The organism is Emticicia sp. W12TSBA100-4, assembly GCF_040253585.1.
In the GTDB taxonomy this organism is placed as follows: Bacteria; Bacteroidota; Bacteroidia; order Cytophagales; family Spirosomataceae; genus Emticicia.
Genome location: NZ_JBELAU010000011.1, coordinates 1 through 23,773 on the forward strand (window position 1 = coordinate 1; position 23,773 = coordinate 23,773).

Here is a 23,773-nt window from a genome sequence, read left to right on the forward strand (position 1 = left end):
TCGTTTTTTTTATTCTGGATAAATTATCGTGAAAGTATATAACAGTTCCTTGATATATTCTAATGTCTTTATACTTTTCTGGGTCTGCTCTCAATAAAAAAGAGGTACACAAATTGAATCTTTCATTAGGCTTTAAACCATCATGATTATGACCTGGTATTATAACTCTTCCGTCATTATCAATAAATCCAATACACTGTTCCTTCTGGCAAGTAAAACTATGCAATTCTCCATAATCACCTTTTTCATTGAAATTTTCCTTAATCTCATCATATTTACAAGGCAGAACTTCTTCCAAATTATGGTTCAATAATCCGTATAAACCCATGCGTTTAACTTTTAGTAGGCTTTTTGAAAATTGCTCAATTTTATCATTCATACAAGGCAAGACTTCCTCAAATTTAAAATTTATTAACCCCAATTTTTTATTTAAGCAAACTAAGATAAAATTTTCTGTTAGCTGTTTTATAGTTTCGTATGTGGGTGGTAGAGCCCAAAAAACATTTGTTTCAATTGTATATATTACCCCCCATTTACCATCATGTTGTTTACAATAAAAATCTAAATCATGACCTAAATATGGAGATGGCGTAATTGGATACCCAAAATCGTTTAATAGTATCCACTTTTTACCATCTTGTATAGTTAATTTTTCTCTGTAATTTCGGTTGTTATCTAAAAGATAAGGTATTCGTTTAACGCCATATTTATTAATTGGAATAATCTCATTTCCTTGATTATAAATATGTATCCATTTATCAATTTTGTAAACTCGTGAAGTACCATATCTATTAAACGGTGTTGCCTTTTCAAAAATAAAAGGGATTTTTATTCTCCCAAGCGTATCTATAAATCCATACTTCCCACCTTTTCTCACCAATGCTAATCCTTCGCTAAAACTCGGCAATATTACCTCACAATCTTGCCTCATAGATTTAGTAAAGTCATAAATACAGGGTATTATTTCAAGTCCTGTACTGGCACAGATAAACCCAACCTTTCCTCTTCTAACGACCGAAATTCTCAATTCTTCACAAAGACTTCCCATATCAATATAATCATATTCATAAGGTAGTGGTTTTACAAAAGCTTCATCATTATATTTAAAAAATATTTCATTCTTTCCATTAGTTTCTAAAATCATGTATTTATCTTGAAAATAAAAACATATTGAATCATATTCACATGGAACAAGGCCAGTAAAAGTGTTATCAGAATTATTTACAAGCGTTCCGTATTTCCCATTTAATTCAACAATTGCATATTTTTCCTGCATGTGCCAATTTATTGAATCATAAATAATAGGAATTATCTCAAAATTATCTTCATTTATATATCCAATTTTCTTACCTTTTTTGACTTTAGCCATCCCATTTTTAAAAGTATCAACATAATCAAAAATAAAAGGGATAACAACATTCTTATCAGAGGTACAATAACCCCATTTTTTGCCATTTGTATAGGGAATTAACATTTTTTTGTAGAAAAATTGTTGAAATAAACAGCTTTAGCGGTTTCTAAGGGTCTTCAACTTTTTCGGGGGACAGCGACCACCTTTTAGCAATGAATGCTTGCTTTATTCCAAATAGTTACTAAATTTATTTCTGTTTGGTTGGTTTTCAAAATCAACTTGGGACTGCGTTCCTGCGTTGCTTGCCGTCATTCGTGTGTCCCAACAGCCGCAGTAAGAAAAGGTAAGTAATTGTAAATCAATTAATTAACTCAAAACCCAACCATCTCAATGCTTTTGGTTGGAACGTTTTAAAAAATGGATATTAATGCAATTATTGTACTCGTTTTATTTATAAGCATTTTTACCACATTCCTTGTAAAAGCATATTTCCATTTACAGTTAATTAAAATTTTAAAGCAAATAGATATTCACATTTTAGAGTTACTTTTAAACCCGTTCTCAAATATCTTTATCAAATTTGAAGTCTTCATACCTATTTTTATTCGACAAAATCCTAAAAATATTAAAGCTCAAAAATATTATAATTACTCAAAATGGCTTACAATCCTATTTTGGATATTGGTGTTTTTGACAGCGATTTTTATTGGTTATGTTAATAGAGGTAAAAGTGCTTACGAAATAGTTTAACAGTTTTTTAGGTACTTGCAACAGGACAAAAGCGAAACTCAAAGTGTTCATTCTCCGCAAAATATCAAACGCATAGTCATTTTCGACATTTCCAATGCGTGGTATTTGCTCAAATTTCGTTCCGAAAAATAAATTCTTTTGCTTTTCAACGGGGTCGCCCGTGCGATTCTTTTTTCAGAACTTGGTATGCAGATTTGGTTTGGGGACAATTAGGCAGAGCAGTTTCTACGCTTTTTTCGATCTTAGCTCTCAAATTTGGCTGGGCGACATCAAATTGGAGCGGTTGCAAAGTTGGTTTGTCTCCAACAATCTTAAAGATAGACGAAAGCCTTGAAAATAAAGCCCGATGTAATCGAAGGTATATCGGGCTTTTGTCTATCTTGTGTTGGCCGACAACGGGGCATGCCAAGCAATTTATTAGGGCAAAAAGTAGATGTGTTTATTCTCCCCTTTCAACTATTTTTTGCTTAAAACATGGCTTTCTTTGGTGTTTTGATACAATTGAGCAATAAATACCCCTACCCAGACCTTGGGATTAATTTTTGCCAAATGTCTTTTGATTGACACAGTTTTTTGCCATAACAAATTCCGAAAGAATAAAAAAATGTAGCCCAGTTAATGAGCTACATTCTGTCGTTTATACACAGAGTCTATTGCTAATTAGTTGGTCTCCACCAGAGCAAACTACCTCTTCGACTCGGGCTGGGAACATAATACCTTTTACTAACTTTTCCACCAACTATATTTGAGTACATTACACATAAAAAGGGTTCTTTCTGATTGAGAAAGAACCCTTTTTTATTTCCCTATTTTAAAGATTACTTCTTTCTAACACTCACCGCAATTCTACGGTTTTGTGAGCGACCTTCTTCTGTATCATTGCTTGCAACTGGATGTTGTTCGCCATAACCTTCCGACTCTAAACGAGCATCAGCAATGCCTAATCCAACCAAAGCCGCTTTTACAGCTGCTGCACGCTCGCTTGAAAGTTTCAAGTTTGCTGCATCGTCTCCAGTATTATCGGTATAACCACCTACTTTGATATTCACATTTGAGAATGCTTTCAAGATTTCAGCGATATTTTTTACTTCATTCATTGAAGTTGAGTCAATTACATTACTTCCTGAAGCAAAATTTAAAGCTTTGAAATTGAACCAGTTGTCTTTTCCAGCTTCTGTATCTGACTCAATAAATTTAATTACTTGGTCTTCAATTCCACCTTCCAAGAAATTAAGGTTTGCACCAGTTGATAATACTTTATTGATGCTTACTGGCAAAGTTGCTTCAACCATTAGAGCGGCTTCTTCGCTTGCCGTTTCTGATGAAGTCACAGCAATGTAAGGAGCAATTACCAACGAAACGATTGACATCAACTTAATCAAGATATTCATTGATGGCCCAGAAGTATCTTTGAATGGGTCACCTACTGTGTCTCCCGTTACTGACGCTTTGTGTGGCTCAGATTTTTTGTAATATGTTTGACCATCAATCACAACGCCTTTTTCAAAAGATTTCTTAGCATTATCCCATGCACCACCAGCATTTGATTGGAAAATTCCCATCAAAACACCTGATACTGTTACACCTGCTAACAAACCACCTAAGATTTCTGCCGAAGATGAATCTTCAAATACACCTTTAAATCCGAAACCAACCAATACTGGCGTAATCAAGGCAATTGCACCTGGCAAAATCATTTGTTTGATAGATGCTTCTGTCGAAATGGCAACACATTTTTCGTACTCAGGTTCAGTTTTATATTCCATGATTCCTGGAATTTCACTGAACTGACGACGCACTTCGTTTACCATTTCCATCGCAGCCTTACCAACAGCCGAAATACACAAAGCCGAGAAAATAAATGGAATCATTCCACCCACAAATAAACCTGCTAAAACTGGAGCTTTGTAAATATCAATTGCTTTGATACCAGCAATACCCACAAAAGCGGCAAATAAAGCCAATGAAGTCAAGGCTGCTGAAGCAATCGCAAAACCCTTACCAGTTGCTGCGGTCGTGTTACCTACTGCATCTAAATTATCTGTACGTTCACGAACTTCTGGAGGTAATTGAGACATTTCAGCAATACCACCTGCGTTATCCGCAATCGGACCAAAAGCATCAATTGCCAATTGCATCGCAGTTGTGGCCATCATACCAGCCGCCGCAATCGAAACACCATAAAGACCAGCAAAATAATATGACATGATTATACCAGCTGCCAAAGTCAAGATTGGAAGAACGGTTGATTCCATACCAACTGCCAAACCACCAATGATATTCGTAGCGTGGCCAGTACCTGACTTTTCGATGATTGAAAGTACTGGGCGTTTACCCATCGCTGTGTAATATTCCGTGATGATTGACATCAAAGCACCAACTATTAAACCTACTACGATTGACATAAATACACCATTCGATGTGAATTCATGGCCACGCAATGAAAGTGTTTCTGGTAAAATATTTTTTACTAAAAAATAAGAAGCAATGAAAGTGATGATAATTGAAGCCCAGTTTCCGATATTCAAAGCTGCTTGCACCGAAGAAGTTTCAGATTTGATACGAACAAAGAATGTTGAAATCAAAGAAGCTAATAAACCAACACCTGCAATCAACATCGGAAGTAATACTGGAGAGAAACCTCCGTAATTATCAGTTACATTAATTTCTTGACCAAGCACCATAGTTGCCAAAATTGTAGCTACATAAGAACCAAACAAGTCAGCACCCATACCAGCCACATCGCCCACATTATCACCTACGTTATCAGCAATGGTTGCAGGGTTACGAACGTCGTCTTCTGGAATTCCTGCCTCAACTTTACCAACAAGGTCAGCACCAACGTCGGCCGCTTTTGTGTAAATACCACCACCTACACGAGCAAAAAGGGCAATTGATTCAGCACCCAATGAAAAACCTGCCAACACTTCAATGGCAATTCTCATTTCTTCTGAAGTCAAACTTTTTCCGTCAGCAAAATACTTATAGAAAAATATGAATAGTAAACTTAAACCTAAAACTGCTAAACCAGCAACTCCCATTCCCATTACAGAACCACCAGTAAATGACACTTGAAGTGCTTTTGATAAAGAAGTACGAGCCGCTTGTGCCGTACGAACATTAGCTTTGGTTGCAATTTTCATCCCGATATAACCTGCCACAGCCGAGAACACCGCTCCAATAATAAAGGCAATAGAAATAATCCAAGATGAATTTGGTGAAGACGACCCTAACCATGCCAAAAGAATAGCCGTTGGAATAGCAAAGTACGCCAAAATTTTCCATTCTGCTTTCAAGAATGCAATCGCTCCATCGGCAATATAGCCTGAGAGTTTTTGCATATTGGCATCGCCAGCAGCTTGGTTCGAGACCCAACTGAATCGCCAAGCTGTGTAGAGCAAGCCAATTACGCCGCATAATGGAACAAGGTAAACAATCATAGAATCCATAAGTAATTGTATTTGAGTTTAGTGATAACTGTAGTTTTAATTTTCGCAAATTTAAGGTAATTGAGTTGTTAAAAAAAGCCAAAACACAATTTTAGTATTTTTTTGATAAAAAACATTAATTTATCGGTTTTAATATGACGAAAAGCAGAATATTTATGTCAAATGGTCGAATAATAAAGCTTAATCATAAATGCTATCAAGATTTTCTTTTTGGTTTCGAGGTTTCTTTACTAATTTCGGCAGATTAATAAAGTTTCAACAACCGTAATTCTAAACTATTGACTCATAAATTTTATTCAATGAAAAAAATATCAGTTTTTCTTATTTCCCTGTTTTCATTTTCGGTTTTTGCACAGACGAAACAAATGAATACGGGCGAAATCCTTCAAGCAATCAAACGATTAAATGTTGTTGGTAATGTACTATATGTTGCGGCTCACCCCGACGACGAAAATACCTTATTTATCACTTGGCTTTCCAAGGAAAAAATGGTGCGTGCTGGTTACATTGCCATGACTCGTGGCGATGGTGGCCAAAACTTAGTTGGCTCTGAGCAAGGTGAATACGTTGGTTTATTGCGTACGCACGAACTTCTTGGAGCAAGAAGCATCGATGGTGGCGAACAATATTTCACTCGTGCCAATGACTTCGGTTTTACAAAAACCACTGATGAGGCACTTGCAACTTGGGGTAAAGACCAGATTTTGGCTGATTTAGTTTGGCGAATTCGTAATTTTCAACCAGATGTAATTGTCAATCGATTTCCGCCCGATGCTCGTGCGGGGCATGGGCATCATTCAGCATCAGCGGTTTTATCCGAAGAAGCCTTCAAAGCAGCTGCTGATCCAAATCGTTTTCCTGAACAATTAAAATTTGTAAAGACGTGGCAAGCAAAACGTTTGGTTTGGAATTCATTTTCCCCAAATTTTCAGAATAACCAACCAGAAGGTAGCTTTATTAAAATCCCACTTGGAGATTATAATCCACTACTCGGAAAATCTTACACTGAAATTTCGGCCGAAGCTCGTTCTATGCACAAAAGTCAAGGTTTTGGTTCAGCAAAAACTAAAAATCAACGTTCTGATTATGCTCTTCATAAAGCAGGTGAAGAAGCAAAAAATGATTTATTTGATGGAATAGATATTTCATGGAAAAGAATCAATGGCGGTGAGAAAATAGAAAAAATGGTGAATGATGTTTATAACAATTTCAAAGCACAAAATCCATCTGCATCTGTTCCAGCCTTGATTGAAGTTTATATAGCAATTAGTGGCTTAGAAGATAATGTTTGGACAAGCTATAAAAAGAAAGAAGTTCAAGAATTGATTTTAGCTTGTACTGGACTTTGGTTTGAAGCAAATCCGACCGACTATTCGGTTTCACCGAATGATAAAATCAAAGTAAATGTAAATGTAGTAAGCAGAAGTAACTCAAATATTACACTCGAAAAACTAACTTTCAAAGGTGCTAACAAAGATACGACCATCAATAAAAAACTGGTTTATAATGATGGTTTAAATATCAATACCGAATTACAAATCCCTTCTAATCAGCCTATTACCCAGCCATACTGGTTGGTTGAGCGTAAAGAAAATGGTTTTTATAAAGTAAACGACCAACTTTTACGTGGTTTACCAATGAAACCAGCTGATTTGGTTTGTGAATACAGCTTTAATATCGAAGGGAAAACTTTTACATTCCAAACACCTTTGACTTACAAATTTGTTGAACCATCAGATGGAGAAATTTATCGTTATTTTGAAGTCCGTCCAGAAGTAACAGCTACCATCGCCGAAAAAGTGTATTCATTTGGCGATAATAGTCCAAAAGATGTAGTTGTAACCTTAAAATCAGGCAAAAAAGGTGTAACTGGGTCAGTTAAATTAGATCTCCCAAACACTTGGAAAGTTGAACCAGCTACTATCAATTTTGAATTAAAAGAAAAATACGAAGAGAAAAAAGTAACTTTTAAAGTATTCCCGTCATCAACTGCCTCCGAAATTACGCTTAGAGCAATTGCTCAAACAGCATCTGGTTCGTATGATAGAGGCATTGCCAGTATCGAATACAAACACGTGCCAACGCTTACTCTTTTCCCTTTTGCTGAAGCAAAAGCACTTCGGATTGATTTGAAGAAAAAAGGCAATAAAATTGGCTATATTGCTGGTGCGGGCGATGAAGTGCCAGCAGCTTTACAACAAATCGGTTATCAAGTAACGATGCTAACACCTGTTGAATTAGCGAAAGATTTAAGCCAATTCGATGCCATCATTGTTGGAGTAAGAGCCTACAACACCGAAGAACATTTAAAATATTTCCAAGAGAAACTCATGGAATATGTAAATAATGGCGGAAATATAGTTACCCAATATCAAACAAACGCTTTTTACGGAGTATCAAAAGTAAAAGAAATTGGGCCATATCCAATGGGAATCGGGCGTGGTAGAGTAACTGATGAAATAGCTCCAATGAAAATCTTAAAACCACAACATCCATTATTAAATTCACCAAACAAAATCTCAGCAAAAGACTTTGAAGGCTGGATTCAAGAGCGTGGTTTATACTTTGCCGATAAATGGAGCGATAAATACGAAACAATATTTGCCATGAATGATGCCAACGAAACCGAACTCGAAGGCAGTGTTTTATATGCTAAATACGGTAAAGGGAATTTTGTTTTTACTGGATTGGCATTCTTCCGTCAGCTTCCTGCGGGTGTTCCTGGTGCTTATCGACTATTTGCTAATATGATTTCCGTTGGCAAATAAGACTATTGCAAAGATTTGACAATTTCATGAATTACTTTATCGTAAAACTGTTAAATCTTTGCAATAAAACTATCGTATTAGAGGATTTCGATAATACAAAAAAAGGGCTGAATTGAGATTTCAATTCAGCCCTTAAATATTTCTACGAAAATTATTTCTTAGGTTTGGGAGCAAGGAATACAATCATTCTCTTACCTTCAAGTTTTAATTCGCCTTCTGGTTTACCGTAATCTTCCAAACCAGCAATAAAGCGTTTCAATAACTCTACTCCTTGGTCTTTAAATACAATCTGACGGCCAACAAAGTGAACGTAAGCCTTAACTTTTGCATTTTCTTTCAAGAACCCAATTGCGTGCTTTAATTTGAAATCAAAATCATGGTCATCGGTTTGTGGGCCGAATCTAATCTCTTTGATTACTGTTTTAGCCGCTTTGGCTTTTATTTCCTTTTGCTTCTTCTTTTGGTCATACTTAAACTTAGAATAGTCAATAACTCTACATACTGGCGGATTGGCCGTTGGTACAATTTCAACTAAATCTAAACTTTGAGCTTGTGCCATAGCAAGAGCTTGGGCGGTGTCAAAAATACCCTGCTCTACATTATCACCTACTAAACGAACCTGTGGTACACGAATGCGTTGGTTGATTCGGTGTTCGTCTTCCTTCTGTACTGGTTTTCTGAAATTACGATTGAATGGTTGTTGTGCCATTTAACGATTTTAAGGTTACTAAAAATTGATTTTTACGAAAGTACAAACTAATTTGTATAAAACAAATATTAATACTTCAAATATTGCGAAACCGAGACAATTATGCCTTAAACTGCGGTATATTTTTATATATTTCGGTTTTTGCGTAAGCTGTAAACTCTTCGATTGTCATTGAACCTAAATCTCCTTCGCCTTTTCTTCTGACCGAAACCTTACCTTCTTCGGCTTCTTTTTCACCCACAATTAGCATCAGTGGCAATTTATTTACCTCTGCATCACGGATTTTTCGACCAATTTTCTCATCACGATGATCAACATAACCTCTAATATCTTGTTCTTGCAAAGTCAAGAAAACTTCGTTGGCATAGTCTTCGTATTTTTCTGAAATCGGTAAAATAGCTATTTGGTCAGGCGATAACCACAGTGGGAAGTTTCCAGCCGTTGTTTCAATCAAAATCGCAATGAAACGTTCCATTGAGCCAAATGGGGCTCGGTGAATCATCACTGGGCGATGTTTTTGGTTATCCGAACCTACATATTCGAGTTCAAATCTTTGTGGTAACTGATAATCAACCTGAATGGTTCCAAGTTGCCATTTACGCCCCAATGCATCTTTCACCATAAAGTCAAGTTTCGGGCCATAGAAAGCAGCTTCGCCGAGTTCTTCAACAGTTTTAAGGCCTTTTTCAGCAGCCGCACGACGAATTGCATTTTCGGCTTTATCCCATGCTTCATCCGAACCAAAGTATTTAGTTTTATTTTCGGGGTCACGTAATGAAACTTGGGCAGAAAATTCTTCAAAACCCAGTGATTTGAATACATAAAGCACCAAATCAATTACTTTTTTAAATTCATCTTCAACTTGGTCGTCCGTACAGAAAATATGGGCATCATCTTGCGTAAACCCTCTTACACGAGTTAAACCATGTAACTCACCGCTTTGTTCATAACGATAAACAGTTCCGAACTCAGCCAGTCGCAAAGGCAACTCACGATAACTACGAGGTCTGGCACGGAAAATTTCACAGTGGTGAGGGCAGTTCATTGGTTTTAACAAAAACTCCTCTCCTTCTTCAGGCGTTGTGATTGGTTGGAATGAATCTTTTCCGTATTTCTCCCAGTGACCAGAAGTTTGATATAATTGTTTACTTCCAATATGTGGCGTAACTACTTGTTGATAACCAGCTTTTACTTGTGCTTTACGTAAGAAATTTTCAAGTCTTTCACGCAACATCGCACCTTTTGGCAACCACAATGGTAAACCTTTACCCACTTTTTCAGAGAATGTAAACAAGTCAAGTTCTTGACCTAATTTACGATGGTCACGGCGTTTGGCTTCTTCGAGAAGTGTTAAATAATCTTCTAACTCTTTTTGTTTTGGAAATGTTACTCCATAAATACGAGTCAACATTTTATTGTTTTGGTCGCCCTTGAAGTAAGCACCCGCCACATTCATGATTTTTGCAGCTTTGATAAAGCCAGTATTTGGAATGTGCGGCCCACGACATAAATCAGTGAAATTTCCTTGCTTATAGAAAGTAATCGAACCGTCTTCTAAGCCTGAAAGTAAATCTAATTTATATTCGTCTCCTTTTTCTTCAAAATATTTGATTGCATCGGCTTTTGCCATCGGAATTCTGACATAATCATTTTTCTGACGAGCCAATTCCAACATTTTATCTTCAATTTTCTTGAAATCATCGTTTGAGATGCTTTCTCCATTAGTATCTACATCATAGTAGAAACCATTTTCGAGTGGAGGACCAACCCAAAACTTTACTTTTGGATAAAGGGCTTCCAAGGCCTCAGCCATTAAGTGAGCTGAGGAATGCCAAAATGTTGATTTACCGTCGGTATCATTCCACGTCAAAAGTTGCACGGTTGAGTCGGTTTCGATTGGCAAATTGGCATCTTGTACCGTACCATTTACTTTGGCGGCTAATACATTTCTCGCAAGCCCTTCACTGATTGAAAGAGCAACATCGTAACTCGAACTCCCTTTTGGATATTCTCTTACACTTCCGTCGGGTAAAGTAATTTTAATCATAAAATTTGTCAACTATTAAGTGGCAAGCCACATTTATATTCTACTGATTATTGGTTTTGTTATTTCTTAATTTTGTTTTCAAATAATTAAGATTTTTTGACTAAAGGGATAAATTTATTAGCCGTGCTACGCATATCATGGCTTTTTCAATTACAATTTCAAACGTCTCGAAGAATCGGTTTTGATATTCACTTTTTTCTTTGGTGAAATAATATTTACTCGAACTCTTGAAGTATCTAATAACTTTTTGGGCTCTTCTACTACTGGTTTAGCAACTGGAACTGGTGCTTTTTTTACAGGAATTGGAATTGGTTCTTTGTAAACTCCTAACGCTGAATTTATTTGCCCCGAAACTCGATTAAGGGCAATAATTGCTTGGGTATCATTCGGGTCATTCTCAACTTCTGCTTTTAAAAACTCTTCTGCTTTAGTAAATGAACCAAGTTGTTCGAGCGTTAGAGCAATCGAATAATTGATTTTGGGTGTTTCAGGCTTTGCATCAAGTACTTTTTCGTAAAACTCTAATGCCTTCGTATAATTCTTCCAACGGAAATATATAGATGCCGAATAAAGCATAGCATCTATTCGTTTGCCATCCATTTTGACTGCTCTATCATAATATACAAGAGCCGAATCCAAACGACCAAATTTATTATAAACCAACCCCCTATCGACCAAAAACTCTGAATTTTTAGGAAACTGCAAAATTGCTGAATTATTCACCGCCAATGCAGAATCGTATAATCTTCGGTTTTTTAGAACCTCAGTTAGCGACGAATATGCTATTTTGAATGAAGGTTTCATTTCGATTGCCTTATTCATTTTCAAAATTGCATTTACGGTATCACCCTTCCGAGCAGCCAACGTTCCTTGATAAAAGTAAGTTTCACCGTCATAAGGAGCTATTTGCAAAGATTTTGCCAAATATTGTTCTGCATTTTTTAGGTCATTGCGTTGTTGAGATAGATCACCGAGCAAGGTATATAGTTCGGGCGTATCAACATTCAAGATTTCGGCACTTTGGGCAAAAGCATAAGCTTCTCGATATTGCTTCATATCTCGCAAAATCAAGGCTTTTACGTATAAATATTTACCTGTGTTTTGTTTAAGTCTGTCTGCACGATTGATATCATCTAACGCTTTTTGAGTCTCACCCATTTTATTCAAAACTATCGCACGTTTGTAATAGTTCTCTGCCAAACTGGGGTTACTTCTGATGGCATCAGTCAGGGCTTCAAGCGAAGCAGTATTTTGAATACTTTCAGTTTGAAATGGTGTGGGTGGAATCTTTGAACGCTCACGATTATCCTGTCCGCAAGCATACAAGAATACTGAAAGAGAAATAAATAGGTAAAATTTTTGATTATTAGACATCCGATTTTATTCACAATTGGGTAATAGCAATGTTTAATTGCTTAATCGTGAGATATTTTTTACAAAAATCCGAATTTTTTCTCATAATAAAAATAAAAGTTGAGAGTTCTGAGTTGAGAGTTCTGAGTTCTGAGTTTAAAAAAGCATATTTTAAACATAAAGCACTAATAATCAACAACTTTATTAATCACAACCTCCTTTTTACAAATCAACTCGCCAATTTATAACTGGCGAGTTGATTTGTAAATAATAATTATTATTTTTCTACTGCTTTTTTCATTAAATCTAATCCTTGTTGATTAGTGTTATCCATTTCTTTTACAGCCTTAAACGCCTACATAAAAAAGACATCAACTAAACCCGATTGTAATTTGATTATTGTTTAGCTAATTAATTATTCAAAAATACTTATTGCAAACCTCTTGATTTTAACTCTTTTTTTATCTCTTGAACAGAATTATAGTTTATCAATGCAATCGGCATCAACCCCAACGGAACTGCAAGTACACCCCAATGTTGGTCTCCATTGATAATATTAAAAAGGTTTAGTCCTGTTAATCCTACAAGAAAGCCGATTAACATACCAGTTACTAATTTGGTAGTCTTGCTTTTCTTGAGTAATTCTTCGTTTGATAGTTCGGTTAGTTTTTTGGTTTCCATTTTTTTCTTTGGTTTCTTTGATAAATCTTTTTTCTAAACATGATTGTTTTTTTACAAAGGTAAATTTTATAAATCAGCGTCTTTTCATTTCTTCAATTAAGATTCCGACCAAAATTAAAAGGCCAGCAGCAGTTGCCATTCCTGCAAAATAGGTAAAAAGTGCTTTGAAATAACTGAGAATTTTGGTTTTGTCAAAAAAATGGCTAATTACCCAAACAGTATAAAAAAGGCTGATGATAACCGCAAAAACCATTAACTCTAATTTCATTGCAACCGTTAATATGGTAAAAAACGAAAATATCAGCATTTGAACGCCCAGTACGTAGCACATCAAAATCAGAATTTCAAAGAAATTATACTCATACTTCCTGAATAATAACTTGGCGTAAGCCGCAATAAAAATTCCAAAAAATAGGTTTGCATAACCATAATGCCCTTCTACCCATTTAAAAATTGTTCCAATGGCAGTTGGTTTATCTTCTTTAAAATGAATAAAACCAACCTCTACATGAAAAATAGAATTAACAAAAGAGTAAATCAAGGAGGTTATAATAACAAAAATGATTGGCTTAACCAAACGGTTTCTGTCGTCTGTAATAAAATGCTTGATACTTTGGCTTGGTCTTAAAATTAGTTCTTTAAGTGTGTATAATAACCCTCGCTCAAAATGAATTAAATGCTCAATTTCGTGTAGAATATAGTGTCCATCAATTCGATGAAGTTTGGCGGGATGCCCGCATTGGGGGCAGTAATTTTGGATAATTTCTGTGGTACAGTTTTTACAAGTCATGTTTTTTTGACAAATCACTAAACTAATTTTTGTCAATTTATAAACATCAAATTTATTATCAATACTTTTTGTACGTTTTTTCAAAAAAAACACAAAAAATATTGATAATGAGTTGTTTAATTACTTAAATTGAAGAAAAACGATAAAAAACACCAAGTGGGAGTTTCTTCTGAAAAGAATCTTGCAACACCAATTCACCCATTTCGGGGTTTTGAACATTGGCGTAGTTCTGCTTAATAATCGTTTCGGCAATGACCGCCGAAAATCCCATTGAATAAAGATTTAAGATGAAAAAATGATGATTTTCATCAAGAAGTTCGAGGCAGTTTTTCAATAATTCATTCAAACCTTCTTCCAAAACCCATTTTTCACCATCTGGTCCTCGACCATAAGCGGGTGGATCAAGAATAATTCCGTTGTACTTTTTCCCACGCTTTACTTCACGTTTTACAAACTTCAACGCATCTTCAATTACCCAACGAATATCGGACAAACCGCTGGCTTCCATGTTTTCTCTCGACCACGAAATAACTTGTTTTACCGAATCTACGTGCGTAATATCCGCTCCATTAGCTTTTGAAATCAACGAGGCACCACCAGTATATGCAAAAAGATTCAATACTTTTGGCGTTTGCTGAATAGGCGAATCGCCCGTTTTCATCGCTATAAGTTTTTCTTCAATAAATTTCCAATTGGCGGCTTGCTCAGGAAAAATACCGACGTGCTTGAACGACGAAAGCGAAAGTTTGAATTTGAGTTTTGATTTGCCTTGTACATAATCCATGTACCATTTTTCTGGCATTTTCTTGATATTATGCCACTCGCCACGCTCTTCGGGGCTAAGCTGGTCACGTCCTTTTGTTTTCTTAAAAATTGCTGAAGCTTTTCGCTGCCAAACATCATCTGAAAGCGATTTATCCCAAACGGCTTGTGGCTCAGGGCGAGCCAAAATAAAATCACCGAAGCGTTCGAGTTTTTCAAAGTTTCCTGAGTCAATTAACTCGTAGGAACTAATATTTGGGCTAAGTAAATTATACAAGTCAATGCTGGTTTTACACGTACTAAAAAACTATCTAAAACGAAGAATTTAGTACTTTCGATAGATAAATAATTTTCTTAACGTTAGTTTCTGGAATTTGTCGCTGCCCCTTTTTTCTTCTTGATGGTTTCTCTTTTGAAGCAGACATTTCTTTTATGACCTCAAATTTAACACGACTTCCATCAGCAATGAAATAATTTTCGTACCAATTTCTTACACTACGGTATTTTGCAATGTATTGACTGTTTTTGGGATCGTCGTTTTCAGTCGCAAGTTTATGAATATTGGGAGCAGAAGCACTATTAGGCTTTGATACAAGCAAATTGCCTTTTACACAAATAGCTACGGCATTTTGCTTGTTAATAGCCAAAACATCGTCAAGGTCTGATGAAGTTTGCTTGATTTCCATGCGTTGTTGCTTGAGTAAATTTCCACTTAAATCGAAACTCGCTGCAAAACCATTTGAGTAACTGTAGCCCGACAAAACTTGCTTAGTTTTGGTTCGCTGTATCGAATTGTATGGATTCAAATTATAACCTACATAATCTGGATTATCGACACTGACTACCTGATAAGAAGGCTGATAGAAACTCCCTCCAACTAAAATCTGATTTTCACTAAAAACAGTTTGTGAAGGCAATAACGTATAGGCACTCGAAAGTTTTTTGAGTTGTTCATCACTTAAACTTTCGGTTCCAACCAATAATTTACGGTAATCATAAAATTTGGTCAAGATAGTTTTATCATGCTCTATTTTAGAGAAATAAATACCTTTTACGCCATTATTTGATTGGTAAACACCCGTTACAACATTGGTGAGCGAATCAATGACTGTTAGTTTAGCCGTTAAAGGAAAATTACCAGCGTTTGATTGAATGGCGTTTTTGGAAATGAGTTTTCCAAGTGTATCATATTTGGCAAAAACTACGTAGGCATTTTTTATAAACTCACCTTTTTTCTTTTTCTCGTTTGTATAGCCAGGTTCTTTAATAGACCAGAGTGTTTCGATTAAATTTGTCTTTTGATTATATTTGATGTGTTGTAGCTGTGCTTTTCCAGTAAGTTCGGCAGAAATAAATTGTCCTTCACCGGTCTTGAAATCAAAATCATAGAATGCTCCGCCTTTTTCGTTCGTTCCAGCCACCAAAATTCGTTTTTTGATATTTACATAACTTTGGTCTTGAAAATACTCTCGGAGTTCAAAGCCATTATTTTCCGTTTTACCATCATTCAAATCAAAACTAAATAATTGATAATACATCCCTTGATTTTCAGAGAACAAAAACGTAACTTTTTGACTATCAACAAAATATGCAGTAGGTTTTCGCTCCACATCCAACAAAACTTCGGTTTCCCAAAGTTTTTTTAAGTTAGTATCAAATTTAATAAGTAATGCTTTTGTAACATCTTTCTTGACAAACAATAGCAGTCCATCACTACCTAAGGATATTATTTTTTGCCAAGTCGGATTACCACTCACTTCGATCTCAATCGTTTTCAACACACCAGTTGCAGGGTAATTTTGTGCTTTTAAGGAAGCTGAAGTAAAAACTAAAAAGAGAAAAATGTATTTATTCATCAGGTGATGGTTATTGGGGAACTGGTTATTGGAGAACTGGGAATTGGTTACTGGTTACAAACAGCCAGTAACCAATCAACCAGTATCCCATTCACAAGTAACAAATTGCCAAAATTAGAAAGCGATTTTATTGAGGTAAAATACTCTTCGACTACCTTCATTGCGATTTGCAATACGCTGGTAACCCCAAGCTAAATAGTAGTTTTGGTGCCAATATTCGATATCATCGGTGGCAGTATCTCTTACTTTATCTCCTTCTTTTTGTGTATCAATATCGATGGTTTTTATGCCCTCTACAACCTCACTTCCTCGAACAATTTTGGTGGCAAGTTTGCCTTTATTGCTATAAACTAAAGCAATTTCATCACCTTCGTAACGGATTTTAACTTTTTCTTTCAGCTCCATACTTTTTACATTATCGAAGCTGAAACTATTATCCCAAATCAGTTTCCCGTTTAAATCAAATCCTGCCACAACAGCATGAGTATATTTAAACCCATCGAATTGTTGGTTATTGTTACCATAATTTGAATACATCCACGGATTCCATGCCCAAGAGTTTAAACCATAATAACGAGCAAAACGCATGGCGTTTAATGAACTATAGCCAAATCCAAACGGCGAACCAAATGCACTTCCATAAAAAGGAGAACCAAAATTATTATTATTTCTAAACTCAGGATAAAATACCTCTGCTACCAAAATATATTGATTGTCTTTTTTTATAATATCATGCACCAAAACTCGATAGTTGAGTCTTAGGTCATCCCCTTTTCCTTTTTTCTTTTTAATTTTTTTCTCAATTTTCTCTTGCTGTTTTGGTGGCAAAAATTTAAAAAAGTTCTTAAAGTCAGTAAAACTGTGCATTTTCAGGTATTCTGGTGTTTCACCATCTACTTTACTGATATACAAACCTTGCGACATCGGGCCTCCATTTGACTGATAACCTCTAAAGCCGTAGTTTCCAATCATTAGTTGAGTCCCATCGTTGAGCGAAAATAGCTTTCCTGTTAGTAATCCATAATCTTCTTCGGGTTCAATGGTCAGTTGTTCGACAATTTTTCCATTCGGATTGATTCTTTTTACCGCCATATAACTTGAACGGCCTTTCTTTACTGAATAAGACACAACGAGTAAATCGTTAGCCTCATCGTACTCAAGTGATGAAATACTTGCAGTTCCCTTTAAGCCACCAGCCAAAACCCTTGGCTGTGGTTTATTTAGGCCAACACTCATCAAAACAGGTTCTTCTTTGACCATTCCTGCTAAATAAGCAATGTCATTAAAGACTTTAAACTCTGAGACTTCAAATCGGCGAAGGTTTTCAAAGAAAAATTTCTGCATAATACCAATTCCAGTAGAAACCTTTATGATTTGATAAAGGTCAGAATTGTATTTGCTAAAAAGGAAATAAACATCTCTTCCATTGCGATGAAAATCAACCATAGATTGATTCTCTTCGAGTTCTCCATTGGTGGACCAAGTTTGTTGTAATTGGGCATCCAATTTAGTTATATTGAAGGTAAGTTTACCAGTTTTTGTCAAAAGTAAAACTCCATCTTCGCCCAAAGTAATCACTTGAAAACCTTGGTCTTCGCCACGTGTCGGTAATTCTATTCTTTTAACACTTTGAGCATTAGCTTCAAAAAAACTAACGATTGTTATTATTAGAAAACTCAATAAATACTTTTTTCCTTGTTTAATTTCCATATCCTTTTGAAACAATGATGTCAAACTCTTCTTTTTTTAGTTGTTGGACCGAAAGGCGAGACTGACGAATCAACGAAACATCCTGTAAGCGTTCATCGGCTTTTATAGCTTTAAGCGTTACGCTATTGGGTAGTTTTTCGACTGGAGCTAAATCAACGACCACCCAACGAGCATCATCGGTAGTAGGATCTTGATAGGCCTCTTTTACTATCTTTGCAATACCAACAACCTCAACCCCTTCATTTGAATGATAAAACAAAACCAAATCATTGAGTTTCATGGCGGCGAGGTTATTGCGAGCTTGATAGTTTCTTACGCCATCCCATGTGCCTATGCCTTGATTAACGAAATCGTCCCAAGAATATTTGAAAGGTTCTGATTTTACGAGCCAATAATTCATTGATAATTCTTCAGTTTTAGGTATTATTTAAAGTTTAACTTTTAAAGCCACAAAATTAAGCTAAATTCAATATTTTACTAAGAATAGCTGTACATTGATTTTATGCAATTATCATTGTATCATTCATTTGATCTAATAACTCATTGATTTACCACTAAATAAGTAATTTAGAATAATTCTAAATTATTGAATAAAAAAATGTTATTTTGTTTGAAATTCGTTTATGTGTAAAAATATGGCCAAACTATCCACATTTATTCTTTTTATAATTTCTGTAAATCTTTACGCTCAAGTTCCCCAGATTAATTGGCAAAAAAACTATGGTGGGAGCTTTTATGATAAAGCAGAATCTATAATTGAATTAAATGATGGATATATAGTAGCAGGAAATTCTCAATCAAGCAATATAGACTTATCATTTAATTATGGTTCGTATGATTGGTGGATTATCAGAATTGGAAAAACAGGTAATGTAATTTGGAAGAAAACTTTGGGTGGTACAAACTATGATTATTTAAAACAAGTAATCAAAACACCAGACGGACAGATACTTTGTGTTGGAGAAACCCAATCAAACAATGGTGATATCACAAACTTTGTTGGACAAGCAGATTCTTGGGTAGTAAAACTTGACCTTTCAGGTAATATTTTATGGAAAAAAACATTCGGTGGAACAGGAATTGACAGAGCATTCTCAGCTTGTACAACAGAAGATGGTAATATATTGATAGCGAATACAACTGAATCGGGCATGCCGTACGTGACCAATAGTTATGGAATATCTGATATATGGTTACTAAAAATTGATTTACAAGGAAATATTATTTGGCAAAAAAGCTTTGGTGGTAGCGGTGATGATTTTGTAAAATCAATCAAACGTACTTCTGATAATGGCTACATTATTATTGGAAATAGCCTTTCATCGAATGGAATTCTCAATGAAAATAAAGGAGAACTTGATGTATGGGTTTTTAAAACTGACCTAAATGGGCAACTCATTTGGCAAAAGACTTTTGGAGGTACTAAAAGTGATTATGCTAACGCAATAATTGAAGATAAGAATGGCAATTTTCTGATAGTTGGAGAAACATATTCTTTTGATTTTGATGCCTCCGAAAACCATAGTGATGCAATCTCAAGAGACTACTTTGTTATAAAAATCAATAGTCAAGGTCAAAAAATCTGGTCAAGGTGTTATGGTGGAAGTGGAAACGAATATGCAAGAGGTGTTGTTGAAACTTTTGGCAGAGAATATGTGATTGTAGGAGAGTCTTATTCCAATGATGGACAAGCTCCTAATAGTAAGGGAAGTGCAGATTTTTGGCTTATAAAAATCAATCCAACCAATGGAGACCTAATTTGGCAAAAAAAATATGGTAGCGATGGCCACGATGAGCCAAACTCAATGTTATTGACATTTGATAACGACTTTATGGTTGTTGGTAATACTTTTCCGGTAAGCGATTTGGGCGATGTTGGTCAAAAATACGGAGATGATGATATATGGATTATACGCTTTTCAAACAATGAATGTGCGAAAGACATATCAGTTTCAGAAGACATGTTGTGGGGAAATCGTACCTACAATGCTACTGATGTTATTACCACTAATAAAATAATATTGAATACTGAATCTAACATTATTTATTCTGCAGGAAAAAGCATTTTACTCGAAAAAGGTTTTTCAATACAAAATGGAGCAACTTTTCAAGCAAAAATTGAAGGTTGTAAATAAAAAATGGCGAAGAGTTTTCTTCTTCGCCATTCTAATTCATTCCTCCTCCTTAATTTAGTTTATCTCTTTTTTCTTCACAACATTAATAGCTGGAAGTTGATTTTCGAGAACCATCTTATTGAATGCAGGTACATCTTCGTCAATTACTTTTTTGAGTTTATCGGTGGTTTTTTCCATCTTCTTGCTCAAATCATCAAGGGCTTCATAAGAGCCTTTAGTTGGCTTTGCATCGGCACTCGAAACTACGTTAGCAACACCTGCGATTTTATCGTTTAAGCGAATCGGATAAGCCAATAAATCTTGTGTAGCACGAGCTTTATTCTGAACCAATGATTGTTCTAATTCTTCTAAATTTTTAAGCATTGGTTTAGTCAATTTCTGAAACTTCGCAATCAAAGCAGTATCTTTCACACTCTTCATATACTCACTAACAGCTTTCTTGATTTCACGCATTTGATTAATTGATTTATGATTTTCATCTAATTTCTTGTGAATTTTCATTAATAAATCAAATTGTTCTTTCAATTCTGCATCAGTGGCAGGATTTCTTGGATCTTTCTTGATTTCGGCAATTTCTTCTTTTACGATATTTTTACCCAGAATCAATCTCACTTTATAATTTCCAGGCGTAACTTTCGGGCCTGTCAAATTACCAGCCCACATAGGTGAGCGTTCGCCTTGAATTTCGGTTGCATCAGCATAACGCATATTCCAAACGAAACGATTCAGCCCTTCAGATGTTGAAAGTACGCCAGATCTTTGTTGTTTTGTATCTTCATAAAAATCTTTTGATGTTTTAAGTTCTTCCCCTTTTACATCTTTTTTGCTCGAATACGTAATGATGGTATCATTTGCCATGGTCAAGAACTGCAATTTGAGTTCATCTTTCGGTGTTGTTTTTAGAAAATAATTAACCACAACTCCATTGGCGGCATTTTGTCCTTCGTCTTTTGGAGCTCCACGACGGCCACCATCTCCGCCTTGCATACGGTATGAATGACGTGGTTTGAACAAATGAACATCGCTGGCTACTGTATTATCTTTGATTTCGTGAAGTGGAGTCAAATCATCTAAAATCCAGAATGAGCGACCGTGAGTAGCTACAACTAAATCTTTTTCACGCTTATGCACTTGCAAGTCACGAATTGGTGAGATTGGCAAATTGTTATTTATTTGATTCCAAGTTGCTCCATCATCAAACGAAACATAGATTCCACGCTCAGTACCTGCATAAAGCAACCCTTCTTTGTTTGGGTCTTCACGAACTACACGAGTATATTCATCAGCAGGAATTCCGCTTGCAATACTTGTCCAGGTTTTACCATAATCGTTGGTTTTAAACAAATAGGGTTTTCTGTCACCAAACATATAGCGGGTAGCGGCCACATAAGCTTTACCTTTCACGAAATCTGATGTGTGAATTGTAGAAATTAGAGCAAAATCACCCAATTGAGCAGTTGGAATTGTGATGTTTGACCAGTTTTTACCGTTATCTCTTGTTACATGAATATAACCATCATCCGAACCAGCCCAAATATTTCCTTTTTCTAAGTTAGATTCGGCCAATGCAAAAATGGTAGCATAAATTTCAGCACCTGTTTGGTCAAGTGTAATTGGTCCACCAGTTGCACCTGTTGTTTTTGGGTCATTACGAGTAAGGTCAGGGCTGATTGTTTCCCAAGAATGCCCTTCATCGTGCGTTACATGAACATATTGCGAAGTAGCATACAAACGGGTATTGTCATGCGGTGAAAACATGATCGGGTATGTCCACTGAAAACGATATTTTTTCTCTGCCGACGTGTGTCCCATATTATTTTCTGGATACACCATAATGTTTTGCTCTTGGTTATTCTCAACATTTAATCTTGTCATATAACCATCATACGAGCCACCGTAGGTAATTTTAGAGTTTTTAGGGTCAATAGCAATATAACCCGACTCTCCACCAGCAACCGAATACCAGTCACGAATACCAATCGAAAAGCCATCTGTACGACTTGCAATTCTTACCGTAGAATTATCTTGTTGAGAGCCATAAACATTATAAGGGAAATCATTATCAAGATGTACGTGATAAAACTGAGCCGTTGGAATATCAATATCAGAAAACGTAAATCCATCGTTGAAGGTAACTTCTGCCCCACCATCGTCACCAATAATAAAGTTTGCTGGATTTTTAGGATTTATCCAAATATCATGCGTATCTCCATGATGCACTTCAATATTTCTGATTGTTTTGCCTCCATCTGTCGATTTAAAAGCATTTACATTCAAAATAATCACCCCATTTTCATTCTGTGGGTCAGCTTGGAGATTCATGTAATACCACGGGCGTTGCCAAAGGTTCTTATTGTCATTGACAAGTGTCCAATGTTCGCCAGCGTCATAAGATGTATAGAGCCCACCTTTCGCATTTTCAATCATGGCGTAAAGTCGGTTAGAATTAGCTGGCGAAACAGCAATTCCAATTTTACCCAAAAGTCCTTTTGGCATACCAGGTTTTTCGTTTAATGACTGCCAAGTGTCGCCACCATCAACCGATTTATATAGTCCACAACCGACCCCACCGCTACTCATACTGTGTCCGTTACGGTATGCTTGCCACAAAGTCGCATAAATTACCCTCGGATTATTTGGGTCGATTCTGACATGATATGCACCGGTGCTATCATTTTTTGCCAAAATGTGTTCCCAAGTTTTACCCCCGTCTTTACTTCTAAAAACGCCTCTTTCTTTGTTTGGAGCAAAAGGATTTCCTACGGCAGCCACATAAACTAAGTTTTGGTCAGTCGGATGTACCTCAATTGTTGCAATCGCATCAGCTTTTGGAAGCCCAATATGTTTCCAAGTTTTGCCTGCATCGGTCGATTTATACATTCCGTCACCGTAGCTAATATTACTACGCATATCGGCCTCTCCCATTCCCACATACAAAACGTTGGGGTCAGAAGGTGCAACGGCAATTGCCCCAACCGAACTTGACTTAAAAGTGCTATCACCGACATGACTCCAATTTGCACCGCCATCTGTAGTTTTCCAAACACCGCCACCGACTGCACCAAAATAATAAGTCAGTGGTTGGTCGGCATGGCCAGCAACTGCCAGCGAACGACCAGCACGAAATGGTCCAATGTTACGCCAAGTAAGATCACTATATAATTTTTTGTCAACTTTTGAGATATTTGTAAGTGATTGTTGAGGTGGTGGTGGCGTATTTGTTTTTTTCTTTTGTGAAAAAGCTGAAATAGCCAAACCACAACCCAAAAATAGAAGGGAGATTTTCTTCATGTTGATGATTTGTTAAGGTTTGTCCGTAAAAATACGGCCTATGTGATAACAAAACAAAAAAAATAGCGAAATTTGTAATAAAATCACCTTTCCCATTCTATAAAAAATTAAACAGAAAGAA

Annotated in this window: 15 protein-coding genes; 3 read left to right on the forward strand and 12 right to left on the reverse strand. The window is 36.0% G+C overall.

All coding sequences use genetic code 11. The annotated features are described in order from the left end of the window. On the reverse strand, positions 1-1,474 hold a 1,474-nt coding region (locus ABR854_RS16895), incomplete at its 3' end, for a WG repeat-containing protein (RefSeq protein ID WP_350266754.1). A 294-nt stretch (positions 1,475-1,768) separates the two neighbouring features. Between ABR854_RS16895 and ABR854_RS16900 the strand changes: the two genes are divergently transcribed. Continuing rightward, the gene (locus tag ABR854_RS16900; RefSeq protein ID WP_350266756.1) at positions 1,769-2,101 is read left to right on the forward strand and encodes a hypothetical protein; all 333 of its coding nucleotides are present in this window, start codon (positions 1,769-1,771) and stop codon (positions 2,099-2,101) included. Positions 2,102-2,919: 818 nt separating this feature from the next. Here the strand turns inward: ABR854_RS16900 and ABR854_RS16905 are convergent. Further along, positions 2,920-5,541, reverse strand: a complete 2,622-nt coding sequence (locus ABR854_RS16905; RefSeq protein ID WP_502881210.1) for a sodium-translocating pyrophosphatase — start codon at positions 5,539-5,541, stop codon at positions 2,920-2,922. Positions 5,542-5,849: 308 nt separating this feature from the next. Here ABR854_RS16905 and ABR854_RS16910 point away from each other — a divergent pair, with 308 nt between their 5' ends. Further along, positions 5,850-8,318: a PIG-L family deacetylase gene (locus tag ABR854_RS16910; protein ID WP_350266759.1), complete on the forward strand. Its 2,469-nt coding sequence runs from the start codon at positions 5,850-5,852 to the stop codon at positions 8,316-8,318. 151 nt (positions 8,319-8,469) lie between these two features. Here the strand turns inward: ABR854_RS16910 and infC are convergent, their stop codons facing one another. From infC to ABR854_RS16955, 9 genes are all read right to left on the reverse strand, one after another. Continuing rightward, positions 8,470-9,027, reverse strand: coding sequence for a translation initiation factor IF-3 (gene infC, locus ABR854_RS16915; RefSeq protein WP_350266760.1), 558 nt, complete (start codon positions 9,025-9,027; stop codon positions 8,470-8,472). 100 nt (positions 9,028-9,127) lie between these two features. After that, a complete protein-coding gene (thrS, locus tag ABR854_RS16920; protein ID WP_350266761.1) occupies positions 9,128-11,074 on the reverse strand; it encodes a threonine--tRNA ligase in 1,947 nt (648 codons plus the stop codon). 150 nt (positions 11,075-11,224) lie between these two features. Further along, positions 11,225-12,448: a tetratricopeptide repeat protein gene (locus tag ABR854_RS16925; RefSeq protein ID WP_350266763.1), complete on the reverse strand. Its 1,224-nt coding sequence runs from the start codon at positions 12,446-12,448 to the stop codon at positions 11,225-11,227. A 408-nt stretch (positions 12,449-12,856) separates the two neighbouring features. Then, entirely contained in the window at positions 12,857-13,108 is a 252-nt protein-coding gene (locus tag ABR854_RS16930) for a redox-active disulfide protein 2 (RefSeq protein ID WP_350266764.1), read from the reverse strand. Positions 13,109-13,181: 73 nt separating this feature from the next. After that, positions 13,182-13,898: a DUF3667 domain-containing protein gene (locus tag ABR854_RS16935; RefSeq protein ID WP_350266766.1), complete on the reverse strand. Its 717-nt coding sequence runs from the start codon at positions 13,896-13,898 to the stop codon at positions 13,182-13,184. A gap of 124 nt (positions 13,899-14,022) precedes the next feature. After that, positions 14,023-14,937 (reverse strand): class I SAM-dependent rRNA methyltransferase, encoded by a 915-nt coding sequence (locus ABR854_RS16940; RefSeq protein WP_350266768.1) that lies wholly within the window; start codon positions 14,935-14,937, stop codon positions 14,023-14,025. Positions 14,938-14,971: 34 nt separating this feature from the next. Continuing rightward, positions 14,972-16,516, reverse strand: a complete 1,545-nt coding sequence (locus ABR854_RS16945) for a hypothetical protein (protein ID WP_350266769.1) — start codon at positions 16,514-16,516, stop codon at positions 14,972-14,974. Between the two features lie 114 nt (positions 16,517-16,630). Continuing rightward, positions 16,631-18,226: a hypothetical protein gene (locus ABR854_RS16950; protein ID WP_350266771.1), complete on the reverse strand. Its 1,596-nt coding sequence runs from the start codon at positions 18,224-18,226 to the stop codon at positions 16,631-16,633. Continuing rightward, a complete protein-coding gene (locus tag ABR854_RS16955) occupies positions 18,216-18,626 on the reverse strand; it encodes an EVE domain-containing protein (protein ID WP_305952358.1) in 411 nt (136 codons plus the stop codon). Before ABR854_RS16955 ends, ABR854_RS16950 begins: the two co-directional genes overlap by 11 nt. Positions 18,627-18,861: 235 nt before the next feature. Between ABR854_RS16955 and ABR854_RS16960 the strand changes: the two genes are divergently transcribed. Beyond that, complete coding sequence (locus tag ABR854_RS16960) at positions 18,862-20,361, forward strand: 3-coathanger stack domain-containing protein (protein WP_350266774.1); 1,500 nt, start codon at positions 18,862-18,864, stop codon at positions 20,359-20,361. Between the two features lie 54 nt (positions 20,362-20,415). On the opposite strand, the gene ABR854_RS16965 is transcribed toward ABR854_RS16960, so the two are convergent. Beyond that, positions 20,416-23,652, reverse strand: coding sequence for a VPS10 domain-containing protein (locus ABR854_RS16965; protein ID WP_350266775.1), 3,237 nt, complete (start codon positions 23,650-23,652; stop codon positions 20,416-20,418). Positions 23,653-23,773: the final 121 nt, after the last annotated feature.